At 67.0% G+C, this 15,457-nt stretch carries 17 protein-coding genes; 11 read left to right on the top strand and 6 right to left on the bottom strand.

Translation table 11 applies throughout. The features are described 5' to 3' along the window. The 10 genes from IAI54_RS25345 (at position 1) to IAI54_RS25300 (ending at position 9,018) form a co-directional block, all read left to right on the top strand. On the top strand, positions 1 to 597 hold the full coding sequence (locus tag IAI54_RS25345; protein ID WP_187969821.1) for a thioredoxin family protein: 597 nt from the start codon (positions 1 to 3) through the stop codon (positions 595 to 597). Positions 598 to 763: 166 nt separating this feature from the next. Further along, positions 764 to 1,228: a sulfur oxidation c-type cytochrome SoxX gene (soxX, locus tag IAI54_RS25340; protein ID WP_187969820.1), complete on the top strand. Its 465-nt coding sequence runs from the start codon at positions 764 to 766 to the stop codon at positions 1,226 to 1,228. Between the two features lie 17 nt (positions 1,229 to 1,245). Continuing rightward, positions 1,246 to 1,701: a thiosulfate oxidation carrier protein SoxY gene (gene soxY / locus IAI54_RS25335; RefSeq protein ID WP_187969819.1), complete on the top strand. Its 456-nt coding sequence runs from the start codon at positions 1,246 to 1,248 to the stop codon at positions 1,699 to 1,701. A gap of 27 nt (positions 1,702 to 1,728) precedes the next feature. After that, the gene (gene soxZ, locus IAI54_RS25330) at positions 1,729 to 2,058 is read left to right on the top strand and encodes a thiosulfate oxidation carrier complex protein SoxZ (protein ID WP_187969818.1); all 330 of its coding nucleotides are present in this window, start codon (positions 1,729 to 1,731) and stop codon (positions 2,056 to 2,058) included. Between the two features lie 54 nt (positions 2,059 to 2,112). Beyond that, complete coding sequence (soxA, locus tag IAI54_RS25325; RefSeq protein WP_420838322.1) at positions 2,113 to 2,964, top strand: sulfur oxidation c-type cytochrome SoxA; 852 nt, start codon at positions 2,113 to 2,115, stop codon at positions 2,962 to 2,964. An 86-nt stretch (positions 2,965 to 3,050) separates the two neighbouring features. After that, on the top strand, positions 3,051 to 4,751 hold the full coding sequence (soxB, locus tag IAI54_RS25320) for a thiosulfohydrolase SoxB (protein WP_187969817.1): 1,701 nt from the start codon (positions 3,051 to 3,053) through the stop codon (positions 4,749 to 4,751). Positions 4,752 to 4,881: 130 nt separating this feature from the next. After that, positions 4,882 to 6,153, top strand: a complete 1,272-nt coding sequence (gene soxC, locus IAI54_RS25315) for a sulfite dehydrogenase (RefSeq protein WP_187969816.1) — start codon at positions 4,882 to 4,884, stop codon at positions 6,151 to 6,153. After that, entirely contained in the window at positions 6,137 to 7,246 is a 1,110-nt protein-coding gene (locus IAI54_RS25310) for a c-type cytochrome (RefSeq protein WP_187969815.1), read from the top strand. The genes soxC and IAI54_RS25310 overlap by 17 nt, the downstream gene beginning before the upstream one ends. 37 nt (positions 7,247 to 7,283) lie before the next feature. Next, the gene (locus IAI54_RS25305) at positions 7,284 to 7,700 is read left to right on the top strand and encodes a c-type cytochrome (protein WP_187969814.1); all 417 of its coding nucleotides are present in this window, start codon (positions 7,284 to 7,286) and stop codon (positions 7,698 to 7,700) included. A 28-nt stretch (positions 7,701 to 7,728) separates the two neighbouring features. Beyond that, on the top strand, positions 7,729 to 9,018 hold the full coding sequence (locus IAI54_RS25300) for an NAD(P)/FAD-dependent oxidoreductase (protein WP_187969813.1): 1,290 nt from the start codon (positions 7,729 to 7,731) through the stop codon (positions 9,016 to 9,018). A gap of 46 nt (positions 9,019 to 9,064) precedes the next feature. On the opposite strand, the gene IAI54_RS25295 is transcribed toward IAI54_RS25300, so the two are convergent. Genes IAI54_RS25295 through IAI54_RS25270 form a run of 6 tightly spaced genes read right to left on the bottom strand, consistent with a single transcriptional unit; the run spans position 9,065 to position 14,451 of the window. After that, entirely contained in the window at positions 9,065 to 10,387 is a 1,323-nt protein-coding gene (locus IAI54_RS25295; protein WP_187969812.1) for a TRAP transporter large permease, read from the bottom strand. Then, on the bottom strand, positions 10,384 to 10,953 hold the full coding sequence (locus tag IAI54_RS25290; RefSeq protein WP_187969811.1) for a TRAP transporter small permease: 570 nt from the start codon (positions 10,951 to 10,953) through the stop codon (positions 10,384 to 10,386). Before IAI54_RS25290 ends, IAI54_RS25295 begins: the two co-directional genes overlap by 4 nt. 24 nt (positions 10,954 to 10,977) lie before the next feature. Next, positions 10,978 to 12,054: a C4-dicarboxylate TRAP transporter substrate-binding protein gene (locus IAI54_RS25285; RefSeq protein ID WP_187969810.1), complete on the bottom strand. Its 1,077-nt coding sequence runs from the start codon at positions 12,052 to 12,054 to the stop codon at positions 10,978 to 10,980. 20 nt (positions 12,055 to 12,074) lie between these two features. Further along, the gene (locus IAI54_RS25280; protein ID WP_235679171.1) at positions 12,075 to 12,458 is read right to left on the bottom strand and encodes a YciI family protein; all 384 of its coding nucleotides are present in this window, start codon (positions 12,456 to 12,458) and stop codon (positions 12,075 to 12,077) included. Positions 12,459 to 12,482: 24 nt separating this feature from the next. Further along, positions 12,483 to 13,628 (bottom strand): CaiB/BaiF CoA transferase family protein, encoded by a 1,146-nt coding sequence (locus IAI54_RS25275; RefSeq protein WP_187969809.1) that lies wholly within the window; start codon positions 13,626 to 13,628, stop codon positions 12,483 to 12,485. 10 nt (positions 13,629 to 13,638) lie between these two features. Next, positions 13,639 to 14,451 carry a citryl-CoA lyase gene (locus IAI54_RS25270; protein WP_187969808.1) on the bottom strand — a complete coding sequence of 271 codons (813 nt, stop codon included), beginning with the start codon at positions 14,449 to 14,451 and terminating at the stop codon, positions 13,639 to 13,641. A gap of 141 nt (positions 14,452 to 14,592) precedes the next feature. Between IAI54_RS25270 and IAI54_RS25265 the strand changes: the two genes are divergently transcribed. Next, positions 14,593 to 15,450, top strand: coding sequence for a dioxygenase family protein (locus IAI54_RS25265; protein WP_187969807.1), 858 nt, complete (start codon positions 14,593 to 14,595; stop codon positions 15,448 to 15,450). Positions 15,451 to 15,457 lie beyond the last annotated feature (7 nt).

Here is a 15,457-nt window from a genome sequence, read left to right as displayed (position 1 = left end):
ATGTCCCGGATCGCATCGTTCGTTATCGCCGTTCTTGCCGTCTTCATCGCCCTGCCCGCCATGGCCGTCGAGGTGGGCGAGGACGGGCTCCACAAGCAGGCCTGGTTCACGATGACCTTCCGCGACATGGCGGAGGACATCGAACAGGCCCGCAGCGAGGGCAAGCGGCTGGCCATCACCTTCGAGCAGCGCGGCTGCATCTATTGCCGCGCGATGCACGAGAAGCTTCTCTCCGACCCGGAGGTGCGCGACTACATCCGCGAGCATTTCATGGTCGTGCAGTACAACATGTTCGGCGACGAGGAGGTCACCGATCTCGACGGAGAGGTGCTGACGGAGAAGACGGCGGCCCGGAAATGGGGTTACGTCTTCACGCCGACCATCGTGTTCCTCCCGGACGTGGCACCCGAAAGCGGCACGGTGGCGCAGGCCGCGGTGGCGACGATGCCGGGGGCCTTCGGCAAGTGGACCTTCCTCAACATGTTCCGATGGGTCAACGAGAAGGGCTACGAGAGCGGCGAGCACTTCCAGCACTACCACGCCCGGATCATCGCCGAACTGCGCGCGCAAGGCCGGCTCGGCGAGGCGGAGGACTGACCGCCGCCGGTCCGGGCGAAGCCCCTCAGCGGTTGGCTGCGGGCTCGCCAAACCAATATATGCAGAAATTCATATTTTTGTATTGATTAGCGCAGCGTGCCGATCTATCGTCGCAAATGGAGGAACGGAGCGCCCCGGCGATCCGACAGGTTGGAGGGAAGACACCATGAGGCGCATCATCGCGGGCGCGGCCTGTGCCGCAGCGCTGACCGTCCATCCGCTGGCGGCAATGGCGGGCGAGATCGCCCCGGGCGACGTCGCCTTCGAGGACATGAAGGTGACGACTTCGCTGACGGGCGTACCCGGCAATCCCGACGAAGGCGCCAAGACGCTCGCCAACCGCGGCCTCGGCAACTGCCTCGCCTGCCATGCCGTCACGGCGCTCTCGAAGGAGCAGTTCCACGGCGACGTGGCGCCTGCCCTCGACGGCGCGGCGGACCGCTGGTCGGTCGAGGAGCTGCGCGCCATCGTCGTGGATTCGAAGCAGGTCTTCACGAAGGACACCATGATGCCGGCCTTCTACAGCCTGAACGTCGGCATCAACGTGCGCAAGGATCTGGTCGGCAAGACGATCCTGACGGCGCAGCAGGTCGAGGACGTCGTGGCCTTCCTGGCCACGCTCAAGGAATAGCACGAGAGGAGGTTCGCATGACACTGTCCAGGCGTCGTGTGCTGATGCTGGCCGCCGGAGCGGCGGCCATTCCCGCATTGCAGCTGTTTCCGGGCGCGGCCTTCGCCGCGGCCGAGGACGTTGCCAAGATGATGGCGGACTTTTCGGGCGGCAAGGAGCCGCAGACCGGCAAGATCACGCTGACGGCCCCCGAGATCGCCGAGAACGGCAATACGGTTCCGATCTCGGTCGACGTCGACAGCGCCATGGACGGCGCCGACATGGTGGACGCGGTGATGATCCTGGCCGACGGCAATCCGAGGCCGGAGGTCGCCACCTTCCACTTCACCGCGATGAGCGGGAGTGCGGCCGCGACCACGCGCATGCGCCTCGCCCGGACCCAGAACGTGATCGCGCTGGCCCGGATGGCGGACGGTTCGGTCTACATGGACAAGAAGGAAGTGAAGGTCACCATCGGCGGCTGCGGCGGCTGAGGCGGCGAACTCCGGAGGAACGACGACATGGCATCTGCTCCCAAGCCTCGGGTCAAGGTACCCAAGACCGCATCCGCCGGCGAGGTGATCGTCATCAAGACGCTCATCAGCCACGAGATGGAGTCCGGTCAGCGCAAGGACAAGGACGGCAACCCGATCCCGCGCAAGATCATCAACAAGTTCTCGTGCGCATTCAACGGCCAGCCGGTCTTTTCCTGCGACCTCGACCCGGCCGTTTCGGCCAACCCCTATTTCGAGTTCAGCTCCAGGGTGCCCGAAAGCGGAACCTTCACGTTCACCTGGGTGGACGACGACGGCTCCGTCTACACCGACGAGCAATCCATCAAGGTCGAATAGGCCAGAACCGCGGCGCAGCGGCCGCGGTGCAGCGGGAGGACGAACGTGGACAGGATTTCACTGGCGGCCGGTACGGCCCTGTGTCTGCTCTTGACCGGACTGGCCGTCGGGAAGGCCTTCGGTGACCCGGTGGACGACACGCTCGAGATCGACGGCGTGCCGATGATCACCCGGGCACCGGCGCCGGAGGGGCATCCCTTCGACGAGGTGCTGTCGGGCTGGCTGTTCCGCGAGGCGGAAACGCGGGCGACGGAAGCCGATTCCTTCGAGAACCCCGGCATGCTCGCCGTGGAGCGCGGCGCCGAGATCTGGGAGACGGTCGAGGGAACGGCGGGCAAGTCCTGCGCGTCCTGCCACGACGACGCGGCTGTTTCGATGAAGGGCGTCGGGGCGGCCTATCCCAAATGGGATGCGGACGCGAAGCGGCCGATCAACGTCGAACTGCAGATCGACAAGTGCCGCGTCGAGAACATGGGCGCGGAGGCCTACAAGTTCGACGACGAAGACCAGAAGGCGCTCACCACCTTCATCAAGCACCAGTCGCTCGGCGCGCCGATGAGCGTCGACCTCTCGCAGGGCGACCTGCAGGCGTGGTGGGACAAGGGCAAGGACCTGTACTACACGCGCACCGGCCAGCTCGATTTCGCCTGCGCCTCGTGCCACGAGGCCTCGATGGGCAAGTACATCCGGGCCGATCATCTGAGCCAGGGCCAGGTGAACGGCTTCCCGACCTACCGCTTCAACACCGCCGGCATGGTGTCGCTGCACAACCGTTTCCGCGGCTGCATCCGCGACACCCGCGCGGAGATGCCGAAGGCGTTCTCGGACGAACTGATGGCGCTCGAGGTCTACGTGACCTGGCGCGGCACCGGCCTGTCGGTCGAGACGCCGGCCGTCCGCCAGTAGGCGCGCGGCCCCGCACCGGCCGCACCCGGCGGGATCCGTCCGCCGGGCCTGAAACGCACATCCCGGCGCCGGCCACAGGACTGACGATGAGCCACACAAGACGCGACTTCCTCCAGTTCGCCCTCAATGCGAGCGTCGCGCTCGGCGCGGCCGGCTATGCGGCCAACCCGCTGCGGGCACTCGCCCAGCAGAAGCTGACGCAGGACGACCTGCTGCGCTTTGACGCGAAGGGCCAGGTGACGCTGCTGCACTTCACCGACGTGCACGCCCAGCTGCTGCCGGTCTATTTCCGCCCGCCGGACACCAACATCGGCGTCGGCGCCTTCGCCGGCATTCCGCCGCATCTGGTCGGCGAGGCCTTCCTGAAGGAATTCGGCATCGCGCGCGGCAGCGCCTATGCCTATGCGCACACCTTCCTCGACTATGTCGATCTCGCGCGCAGCTACGGCCGGCTCGGCGGCCTCGACCGCACGGCCACCCTCGTCAAGGCGATCCGCGCCGACCGGGGCGACGACAAGGTGCTGTTCCTCGACGGCGGCGACACCTGGCAGGGCTCCTACACCTCGCTCAGGACCGCCGGCCAGGACATGGTCGACTGCATGGCGCTGCTGAAGCCGGACGCGATGACCGGCCACTGGGAGTTCACCTTCGGCGAGGACCGCTTCACCGAGATCGTCGAGAGCCAGTCCTACCCGTTCCTCGCCTCCAACATCTTCGATGCCGAATGGGACGAGCCGGTGTTCGAGCACACGAAGATGGTCGAGAAGGGCGGCGTGCAGGTCGCGGTCATCGGCCAGGCGATGCCCTACACGCCGATCGCCAATCCGCGCTGGATGTTCCCGCGATGGTCGTTCGGCATCCGCCCCGACGTGCTGCAGGCCAATGTCGACGCCGCCCGCGCGGCGGGCGCCGAGGTCGTGGTGCTGATCTCGCACAACGGCTTCGACGTCGACCGCAAGCTCGCCACCGTTGTCTCCGGTATCGACGTGATCCTGACCGGGCACACGCATGACGCCGTGCCGGAGGCCGTGCGGGTGGGCGGGACGCTGATCCTGTCGTCGGGCTCGCACGGAAAATATCTCGGCCGCGTCGACCTCGAAGTGTCCGACGGGAAGGTCACGGGATCGAGCTCGAAGCTGATCCCGGTCTTTTCCGACGTCGTCGCATCGGATCCCGAAATGGCGGCGAAGATCGCCGAGGTGCGGGCGCCCTACGCGGCCGAGACCGCCGAGGTGCTGGGCCGCACCGAAACGCTGCTCTACCGGCGCGGCAATTTCAACGGCACCTGGGACGACCTGATCTGCCAGGGGATCATCGAGCAGCGCGACACGCAGATCGCTCTGTCGCCCGGCTTCCGCTGGGGTACGACGCTGCTTCCCGGACAGGACATCACCCGCGACGACCTCTACACCGAGACGTCGATGAGCTACCCGGCGGTCTATCGCAACGAGATGACCGGCCAGCAGCTGAAGGAGGTGCTGGAGGACGTCTGCGACAACCTCTTCAATCCCGATCCCTTCCTGCAGCAGGGCGGCGACATGGTGCGCGTCGGCGGCATGACCTACAGCTGCGCCGTCAACGGCACGATCGGAAACCGCATCTCCGACATGCGGCTTTCGGCGACCGGGGAGCCGATCGACCCCACCCGGACCTATGTCGTGGGCGGCTGGGCCTCGGTGAACGAGGGCGTCGAGGGCCCGGCCATCTACGACCTGATGGAAGACCATATCCGTGGCAAGGGAACGGTGCGCGTTCCCGACGAGAGGACCGTCAGGATCGTGATGTGACGGATCCGGGCGCGGCCGCACAAGTCGCGGCGGCGGATCGTCCGGCAGGTGCCGAACAAACCGATTGACTGTCGCGCCAATACATATAAAAATTCATATGTAACTATCTTCTGGTATCTGGGAGGAGCCGATGACATCGAATGCGCGTCCGGGCGCGTCGCGCCGCGCCGTTCTGAAGGGCGGGCTCATGGGCGCAGCCGCATTGGCGGGCGGTGCAGCAGCCAGCCGCGCGGCCGCCGGCGAAAGCGTGATCACCGAGATCCAGGACTGGAACCGCTATCCCGGCGACGGCGTCGATGCGCGGCCCTATGGCACGCCGTCGCAGTTCGAGGCGCATGTGGTGCGCAAGAACGTGCCCTGGCTGACGTCGGACACGATCTCCTCGATCAACTTCACGCCGCTGCACGAACTGGACGGCATCATCACCCCGAGCGGGCTCTGCTTCGAGCGCCATCACTCGGGTGTCGCCGAGATCGCCCCGGCCGATCATCGCCTGATGATCCATGGGCTGGTGGAACGGCCCCTGGTCTTCACCATGGCCGACCTGAAGCGCTTCCCGCGCGAGAACCGGGTCTATTTCCTCGAATGCGCGGCCAACACCGGCATGGAATGGCGCGGCGCGCAGCTCAACGGCTGCCAGTTCACGCATGGCATGCTGCACTGCCTGATGTACACCGGCGTGCGGCTGAAGCACCTGCTGGACGAGGCAGGCGTGAAGACGGAGGGCAAGTGGCTGCTGGCCGAAGGCGCGGATGCGTCCGGCATGAGCCGGTCGATCCCGCTCGACAAGGCGATGGACGACTGCCTGGTGGCCTTCGGCATGAACGGCGAGGCGCTGCGGCCCGAACAGGGCTATCCGATCCGCCTGGTGGTTCCCGGCTGGGAAGGCAACATGTGGGTCAAGTGGCTGCGCCGGCTCGAGATCGGCGACCAGCCCTGGCAGCACCGCGAGGAGACCTCGAAATACACCGACCTGATGGCCAACGGGAAGGCGCGGCGCTTCACCTTCGAGATGGACGTGAAGTCGGTGATCACCAATCCGAGCCCGCAGGCGCCGATCCTGCACGGACGCGGACCGCTGGTGCTGTCGGGCCTGGCCTGGTCGGGCAAGGGGCGCATCAGCCGCGTCGACGTGACGACCGACGGCGGACGCAACTGGACGACGGCGCGGCTCGACGGACCGAGCCTGCCCAAGGCGCTGCACCGCTTCTACCACGAGTTCGACTGGGACGGTTCGGAGCTGTTCCTGCAGTCGCGGGCGATCGACGAACACGGTTTCTTGCAGCCGACGAAGGACCAGCTGCGCTCCGTGCGCGGCGCGAATTCGATCTATCACAACAACGGCATCCAGACCTGGCACGTCAATTCCGACGGAGTGATCGAGAATGTGGAAATCTCCTAAATCCATCCTTCTGGCCGCATCCGTCGTCGCCGGCGCCGTCGGCGGGGCCGAGGCGCAGGACATTGCCGCAGGCGAGAAGGTGTTCGGCAAGTGCAAGGCCTGCCACATGGTCGGCGACGCCGCGAAGAACCGCGTCGGACCCGTCCTGAACGGCATCGTCGGCCGCGCCGCCGGGAGCGTCGAAGGCTTCAAGTACTCGCCCGCCATGACCAAGGCGGGAGCCGAGGGCCTCGTCTGGGACGAGGCCAGCCTGACCGGCTATCTGCACGACCCGAAAGGCTACCTGAAGGGCAACAAGATGGCCTTCGCGGGGCTCAAGAAGGACGAGGACGTCGTCAACGTCATCGCCTATCTCGCGAGCTTCGACGCCGACGGGAAGCCGGCCGTCCCGGGCAAGCAGTCGGCTGCGCCCGCACCCGATGCGACGCAGACGGCAACGGCCGAACCCGCCGCGCCCTCGCCGGAGACGACGGGGAGCGTCGCCGACGGCGGGCTGGGGCTCGGTCGTGCGGCCACGCCCGAGGAGATCGCCGCCTGGGACACCGACGTGCGGCCGGATGGCGTGGGGCTTCCCGAAGGGTCGGGCACCGTGGCACACGGCATGGAGATCTACGACGAGCGCTGCGCCACCTGCCATGGCGATTTCGGCGAGGCGGTCGGCCGCTGGCCCGTGCTCGCCGGCGGCCAGGGCACGCTGCAGGCCGAGCGGCCGGAAAAGACCATCGGCTCCTACTGGCCCTACCTGTCCACCGTCTTCGACTACGTGCACCGGGCCATGCCGTTCGGCGACGCGCGCTCGCTGAGCAATGACGACGTCTACGCGCTGACCGCCTACCTGCTCTATCTGAACGACATCGTCGACGACGAGGATTTCGAGCTGTCGAAGGACAATTTCACCTCGATCCGGCTGCCGAACGAGGAGAATTTCTTCGACGACGACCGGGCGCAGGAGCCGTTCTACGCCGACAAGTCGGAGCCCTGCATGACCGACTGCAAGCCGGGCGCTGCCGCCATCACCATGCATGCAGCCGTGCTGGACGTGACGCCGGAGGACGGCGGCGAAGAGAACGCATCCGGGGGCGGCATCGACTGACGATCCCGCCGGCCCGGGCCTTTGGGAGGAGCGCCTGGTGAACCGACACGGCATGCCGGCCCGGCCGGGCAGCGCCATCGCCCGGATGGCCTGGCGCCGCGCGACCGTCGTCGCTGCCGTCGCGGTTCTGGCGTTGCCTGCATCGGCGAGGGCTTCCGACGATGCGGCGCTGGCGCTCGAGGTCGAGCACGCGGTGACGCGGGTCCTCGCCATCAATGGCGATGCGGCCTACGGGGAGTATCTCGGCGGCGCGTGCGTGACCTGCCACCAGGCGTCGGGTGCCGCGAGCGGCATTCCGCCGATCCGCGGGCTGCCGTTCGACTACGCCGTGCAGGCGATGGTCGAGTACAAGCTCGGCGCCCGTCCAAACCCCGTCATGAAGCTGATGACCGCCCGGCTCTCCGACGAGGAGATCGCGGCATTGGCCGTCTACATCGCCGGCATGGAAGACTGATCCGAAACGGCTCACCCGGGAGGAAACCATGAGCACGACAAGAACGGGCCCGATCTCGAGACGGAGCTTCGGACGGCTCGCGGGCGCGGGGGTCGCGTCGCTTGCCCTGCCCACCTATCTGCGCGCGCAGGGCAAGCCGCGCGTCGTCATCGTCGGCGGCGGCGCCGGCGGCGCGACCGCGGCCAAATATGTCGCGAAGGATTCGAAGGGCGCGATCGACGTGACGCTGATCGAGGACAGCGACACGTTCACGACCTGCTTCTTCTCCAATCTCTATCTCGGCGGCTACCGCGACTTCGCCTCGATCACCCACGGCTACGACACGCTCGTCTCCGCCTATGGCGTCCGCAAGATCACCGGCATGGCGATGGCGGTCGACCGCGCGGCCAGGACCGTCACCATGGCCGACGGCGCCGTCGTGCCCTACGACCGGCTGGTGCTCTCCCCCGGCATCGACATCGTCTACGACTCGGTGCCTGGCTATTCCGAAGAGGCAGCGCAGATTGCGCCGCATGCCTGGAAGGCCGGGCCGCAGACCGAACTCCTGAAGGCCAGGCTCGATGCGCTGACGGACGGGCAGACCATCGTCATGATCGCTCCGCCCAACCCCTATCGCTGCCCGCCCGGCCCCTACGAACGGGTGTCGATGATGGCGCATGTGCTGAAAGCGAAGGGGTTCGCGAATTCGAAGATCTTCGTCATCGACCCCAAGGACAAGTTCTCCAAGCAGGGCCTGTTCCAGGAGGGCTGGGACAGGCACTACCCCGGCATGGTCGAATGGTACGGCCCCGACGTCCATGGCGGCATCAAGTCCGTGGACGTCGCGGCCGGCACGGTGGAAACGGACCTCGACACCTTCGCGGGCGCGCTTCTCAACGTCATCCCCGCCCAGAAGGCCGGCGCGATCGCCGCGGCGGCAGGCGTCGCGGGCGACAGCGGCTTCTGCCCGATCGACGCGGCCTCGATGCGCTCGACCATGGACGAGGCGATCTTCGTCATCGGCGATGCGTCGATCGCCGGCGACATGCCGAAGTCCGGCTTCTCGGCCAACAGCCAGGCCAAGGTGGCGGCCATGATCATCCGGGCCGACCTGACCGGGTCGAAGGCCTTCCCGGCGAAATACGCTAACACCTGCTGGTCGCTGATCGACACGGACGACGGTGTCAAGGTCGGCGCGCAGTACGAGCCGAAGGACGGCAGGATCGCCTCCGTCGAAGGCTTCGTCTCGCAGACGGGCGAGGACGCGGCGCTGCGCAAGGCGACCTACGAGGAATCGATCGGCTGGTACGACGGCATCGTGGCCGACATGTTCGGCTGACACCAGCCCATGATCGGAGCCGGGCGGCTGCGCCGCCCGGAAGCCCTCACAGCCGGGCCAGCCACACCGAGATCGGCGGGAAGGCGACGAGGATGGCGAGCGCCACGACCATGGCGAAGACGAAGGGCAGCGTGCCGCGGAAGATCTCGCCGACCTTCAGCGTCGGATCGTCGATCGCCGACTTGATGGTGTAGACCGACAGGCCGAAGGGGGGTGTCAGCAGGCCGATCTCGACCGCGACCACGGTCAGCACGCCGAACCAGATCAGGTCGAATCCCGCCGCCTTCGCCACCGGCAGCGCGATCGGCAAGAGGATCAGCATGATCGAGATGGAATCGATCAGGCAGCCCATCAGGATGATCAGGCCGATGAATATCACCAGGAAGCCGTAAGGCCCGATCGAACTGTCGAGCAGGGTCTCCGCCAGCATCGCCGGCAGGCCGGACATGGCCAGCATCCGCGAGAAGAAGGTCGCGGCCATGATCAGGAACAGCACCGAGACGGTGACCTGACCGGTCTCGACCAGCAGCGACCACATCCTGCCGCCGCCGAGCGACCGGCGCGCCAGCGCGATGACGAGGGCCCCCAGCGCGCCGATGGCGCCGGCCTCGGTCGGATTGAGAAAACCGCCATAGAGCCCGCCCAGCACCAGGGCCACCAGCGCGATGATCGGCGTTCCCTTCGACAGGACGAAGACGCCCAGCGGACGATCGTCCGCCACGGGGGCGTCGACGTCGGGCGATCGTTCGAAGACGCTGTCCTTCCGGAAGGTCGCCATGATGACGATGGTGGCCGAGAAGAGCAAAGCGAGCAGGATGCCGGGCCCGATTCCGGCCAGGAACATGCGCCCCACCGATTCTTCCGCCAGCACCGCATAGACGATCATCAGCAGCGACGGCGGGATGAGCATGCCGAGCACCGAGCTGCCCGCGACGACGCCGGTGGAGAAGCTGCGCCGGTAGCCGTGGCGGGTCATCTCGGGCACCGCAACGCGCGAGAAGACCGATGCGGAGGCGATCGAGATGCCGGTGATGGAGGCGAAGACGGCGTTGGCGAAGACGGTCGCGACGCCGAGCCCGGCGCGGACGCGCCGTAGCAGCCGCTCGAAGAGGTCGAACGTGTCCTTGCCGACGCCGGATACCGTGACGAGCAGCCCCATCAGCACGAACAGCGGCACCACCGCGAAGAGATATTCCTCCAGGCTGTCGTTGGCGACCGATCCCATCATGCGCATGGCGACGGTCTCGTTGCGGATCAGGGTCACGCCGGCGAAGGAGACGACGATCATGCCGATACCGATCGGCATGCCGAGCGAGATCAGCAGGATCAGGGCTGCCACGCAGATCATGCCGATCTCGATGCCGGTCATGCCCGTTCCCCCGGCCGGCGTGCGGCGGTCGCGAAGGAGCGCGCTGCCTGGACGGTGAACTGAACGGCGGCGACGGCCGCACCGATCAGGATCAGGGCCCGGAAGGGCCAGGTCTGCAGAGTGGCCACGCCGGTGACGCCGATATACTCGCCGTGGTCGAAATCCTTGGCGAGAATGCCCCAGGTCGACCAGGCGATCCCGGCGCAGACGGCGATGCCGAACAGGTCCCACAGGCCGGAGACGAAAGCGGCCATGCGCGGACTGCGCCCTTCCATGAGCGTGAAGAAGAAGTCGGTCCGCGCCAGCCGCTCGTTGCGGATGGTCGTGCCGAGCTGGAGATAGACGATCATCACGAGCGTGAGCGCGCCGAGCTCGGAGACCAGCGGCAGCGACGCGCCCATCATGTTCCGCGCGACGACGTCGCAGGCGATCATGGCCATGAGCACGAGGATCATCACCGTGCCCAGCGCCGCAAGGCCGTCCACCGAGCGGCCCCAGAGCCGTGCGACCGCGGAGGGCGGGCGCCGCCCGGCGGCGGCGCCTCCCTTGTTCCTGCCCTCGTCCATGGCGATCGCCCCGTCGTCGACGACTTACTGCTTGTCCCAGTCGCGGGCGGGCTTTTCGCCGCGCGCACGCAGGCCTTCCATGTAGGCCGCCAGGAAGGCCTTGCCGGGCAGGCCGCGCGCTTCGGCATCGGCCGCCCATTCGCCGGCGATGTCCGGCAGGCCGTCGACCCAGGCCTGACGATCGGCCGCCGACATCTGCGAGATGGTGACGGGCGGGTTCTGGCCGGCGCCGATCTCCTGCATCTTGGCGAAGGCCGCCTCGTGCCGCTCGAGCAGGTCCTTGCCGTGCGCCTCGGTGTAGAACTTGCCGGCCGCGACCATGGCGTTCTGCACTTCTTCGGGCAGATCGTTCCAGGAGTCGCGGTTGATCGCCACCGCGCCGGAGAAGGCCGTGCCGATGTCGACGCGGGTGATGTAGGGCGCGACCTCGTAGAGCTTGGCCGGCAGCACACCGAGGGCCAGGGACAGGACGCCGTCGGAGACGCCGGTCTGGATGTCGGTGTAGAAGGTGGTCAGCGCCCCGTCGACCGCGTTGGCGCCCGTGCCGCGCAGCCAGTTGGCGAGAACGCCCGGTGCCGACAGCTTCATGCCGTTCAGGTCCGCCAGGCCGGCGATCGGCTTCTTGGTGTAGACGTCGTAGCTGTCGGTGCCGGTCAGGCCGAGAACCTTGAGATTGTACTGCTCCCACTCCTTCTTGAAGGACTCATTGGTCTCGAGCAGTTCGCCCATCACGGCCAGCTGGACCGGCGGATTGGCGGTGGCGAAGGGCGCGTAGCTCGACACCTGGCTCAGCGGCAGCTTGGCGGCTTCCAGGAAGGAGAACACCCAGCCGATGTCGGTGACGCCTTCCTCGACGGAGGTCAGCGTGGCATTGGCCTTGTAGAGCTGGCCGCCGAAGGCCTCCTGCCATTCGATCTTGTAGTTGCCCTTCTCGGCCAGGAGACGGTCGGTCTCCGCCATGAAGTGCGACTTGATCATGCCGACCCACGGAATGACGAGCGGGTGGCTCGAGGCGACCGTGAGTTTGATCGTCTCCTGGGCGAACGCGGCGCCCGGAAAGGCGATGGCGCCGGCAAGCAGCAGTCCGGTAAGCGTCTTCATGTCGTTTCCTCCCTTGAAACCTAGACTATCGAAAAGGTCTGGCTCGACATGTCGAGCCGGACCGTCACCGTTCCCTCGTTGATCATCCACGGCCTGACCGTGAATGCGCGCGCGCCGCTGCGATGCATCGGGTCGCGCTCGGCTATGGCGATCGCCTCGCTGCGCGAGCCGGCGCGGACCACCACGAGACCCTCGCCGTCCCAGCTCTTCTCGTCGTCGGACCACATCGGACCGGCGGCATAGAGGATGCCCTCCTTCTCAAGCGAGACCTGGAAGGCCAGATGCTCCTCCATCCCGGCCAGGATCGCCTCGATGGCACCCGTCGGACGGGTGAAGATGGCGTAGAGCTGTTTCTGCAGCATGGCGCTGCTGGCCTGCATCACGCCTTCGACGGGTATGCCCATGGTCTCCTCCCCCCTTCGCCGGCGTCAGCCGGCCCTGCGCCGTGACAGTTCGGCCCTGATCTCGTCGCCATGCTCGTCGAGCGTGGGCGGCGGAAGGACGTCGAGATCCGGCTCACCGTCGAAGCTGTAGGGTGCACGCACGGTCCTGAAGGCGCCCATCGTCGGGTGCTCGGCATCCACCGCGATGTGGAGATGGCGGGCCTGCGGATCCTCCAGCGCCTCGTTGGAATCATAGGCGGGAGAGTGGGGCACCTCGTTGGCGAGCAGGATCGCGCACCAGTCGTCGCGGGTCTTTCCGGCGAAGATCGGCGTCATGATGTCGATCAGATCCTGCTGGTGCCGGATCCGGTCGAGCCTGTCCTCGAAACGCGGGTCGAAGCGCAGTTCCTCGCGGCCGATCGACTTGGTGAGCCCCTCCCAGAACTTCTGCGGCGAGGACAGATGGATCGCGATCCATTTTTCGTCCGAACAGGGGAAGGTGTAGGATTGCGAGACCATCGGCCGGCTCAGCGGCCCCATCACTTCGCCCATCGAGAAGTAGTGGGTAAAGGAATCGAGGTTGAAGTGGCACATCGCCTCGAGCATCGAGATGTCGAGCCGGCGCCCCTTGCCGGTGGTCGACCGCTCCAGCAGGGCCGCCACGATGCCGAGGGCGGCATAATGGCCGGTCACGGAATCGGCGATGGCCGGGCCGATGACACGGGGATTGGTCGGCGGGGTGAGAAGCCGCAGGTAGCCGCTGGCGGCCTGCGCGACCGTGTCGAAGGCCGGCCGGTCGCGGGCCGGTCCCGTCTGGCCGAAACCGGTGATGGCGCAGTAGACGAGGCGCGGATTGATGCGCTGCAGTTCCTCGGCGCCGGCGCCCAGACGGTCGGCGACGCCGGGGCGGAAATTCTGGATGAAGACGTCCGCGCCCGCGATCAGCTCGTGGAAGACGGCGCGGTCGCCGCCTTTCGCGGTGTCGAGGGCGATCGAGCGCTTGTTGCGGTTGTAGGTCTGGAAGTGCGGCGAGTAGAGACCGCCCTTGAAGGCGCGGAACGGGTCGCCGCCGTCCGGCCGCTCGACCTTCACGACGTCGGCACCGAGATCGGCCAGATGCATCCCGGCCGCAGGCCCGGTGATGTAGGTCCCCATCTCGATGACGCGAATGTCCTTGAGTATCTTGGTCATAGGGCGATCCTCACGCGGTCTTTCCACCGGCCCCATGCGCGGCGGGTCCGTCGTAGGCGATCGCCTGGTCCGCCTTGTGGGACATGATGAAGCCGATGGAGCGCTGCGATTCCTCGTAGAGATGCGCGACGAGGCCTGCTGCGCGCGCGAGCAGCGGGATGCCTTTCATCGCCTCGATCGGCCAGCCGGCGTCGAGCATCAGCGCCGGGATCGCGCCGGAGACGTTGATCGGCAGCGGCAGGTTCATGATGCCCGGCGCCTCCGCGCCGAGCGCCCGCAGGCAGGCGACGTGGTCGCCCGAGACGCCGCGTTCGTCGGCGAAGGCGAGAAGCACGTTGGCGCGCGGGTCGCCGGCGCTGTGCTGCGGATGGCCGAGGCCCGGCACCTTGGCGCGCTGCGCCTTCAGCCCTTCGAGGCTGCGGCGGGCGGCAGAGTTCAGGTCGACGCCGTCGCGGCGGGCGTCCGCGACCACCTCGACGAGGTATCGCCCGGCGATCTCCGAACTGCCGGCGACCACGCTGCCCATGCCGAGAAGTCCCGCCGCCATGGCGCCCTGCCAGGCCTCGGGCGCGGCGGCCAGCGTCATCCGCGCGGCCTGGACGCTCGGCACGAGCCCATGCTCGGCGATGGCCACCATGCAGGCATCGGCAACCGCGCGCTGGGTGTCGGTCGGCCTGCGTCCAAGAACGAGAAGCCAGAAATAGTCGGTGAAATCGATCTTGCCGATCAGGTCGGCGCAGAGGTCATGCCCCCTCACCGTGATCGAATGCGCGTCGGAGGTCGCTATCGCGGTGAACGCGCCCTCCTGCTTGCCGATCCGCATCGTGCCTCCCAGATGATTTTTCGCATTCCGAAAATTTTTTCTCTTGTCGGAAAGTACGGGCGGCCTTACGCTTCTGTCAAGTGCCGGCGTCCCGTTGCGGACGCCGCGCGTCCGTCGAAGATGAGGGGAGGACCAGCGCCGATGGCCGACATCAACCAGTTCACGATCACCGAGGCCGTGAAGAAGAGCTTCCGGACGCAGGAGGGATCGCGCTTCGAGTTCCTGCTGCGGTCGCTGATCGACCACGTGCACGACTTCGCGCGCGAAACGAACATGACGCACGAGGAATGGATGCGGATGCTGACCTTCCTCTACGACTGCGGCAAGATCTCCACGCCGGAGCGGCACGAGTTCATCCTGCTGTCGGACGTGCTCGGGCTGTCGGCGCTGGTCGACATGATCAACACGCGCGGCGGGGCGACGGAGGGCAGCAATCTCGGGCCGTTCTATCTCGACAATGCGCCGCGCAAGGCGCTGGGTGCCGATCTCGCCGGGCCGCGCGAGGGCGTGTCGGTGCTGTGCCACGGCATCGTGCGCGATTCGCTCGGCCATCCGCTGCCGGGCGCCATCGTCGACACCTGGCAGGCCGACGGGTCGGGCACCTATCCGATCCAGGAGGCCGGCCAGGACAAGTACGACCTGCGCGGCATCTTCGAGGCCGACGACCAGGGCCGCTACTACTATACGACCGTCTTGCCCAAGCCGTACACCGTGCCCTATGACGGCCCGGTCGGCGAACTGCTCAGGGCGGGCGACCGGCATGCCTGGCGTCCGGCGCACCTGCACTACATGATCCGGTCCCCCGGCATGCGGTCGATCACGACGGAAGTCTTCTTCGCGAACACCGAATATGTCGACAATGACGCTGTCTTCGGTGTCCGCAAGTCGCTGCTTGCCAAGATCGTGCCCTACAAGGCAGAGATGGCAGGCGACCTGCCTCTGGAACGCAAGCCGGACGCGATGCTGAAGTTCGACTTCGTACTGGCCCCCGGGGACTGAGAAGACA

Source organism: Aquibium microcysteis (assembly GCF_014495845.1).
Classification (GTDB): Bacteria; Pseudomonadota; Alphaproteobacteria; order Rhizobiales; family Rhizobiaceae; genus Aquibium; species Aquibium microcysteis.
This window is presented reverse-complemented; position numbering and strand designations above follow the sequence as displayed.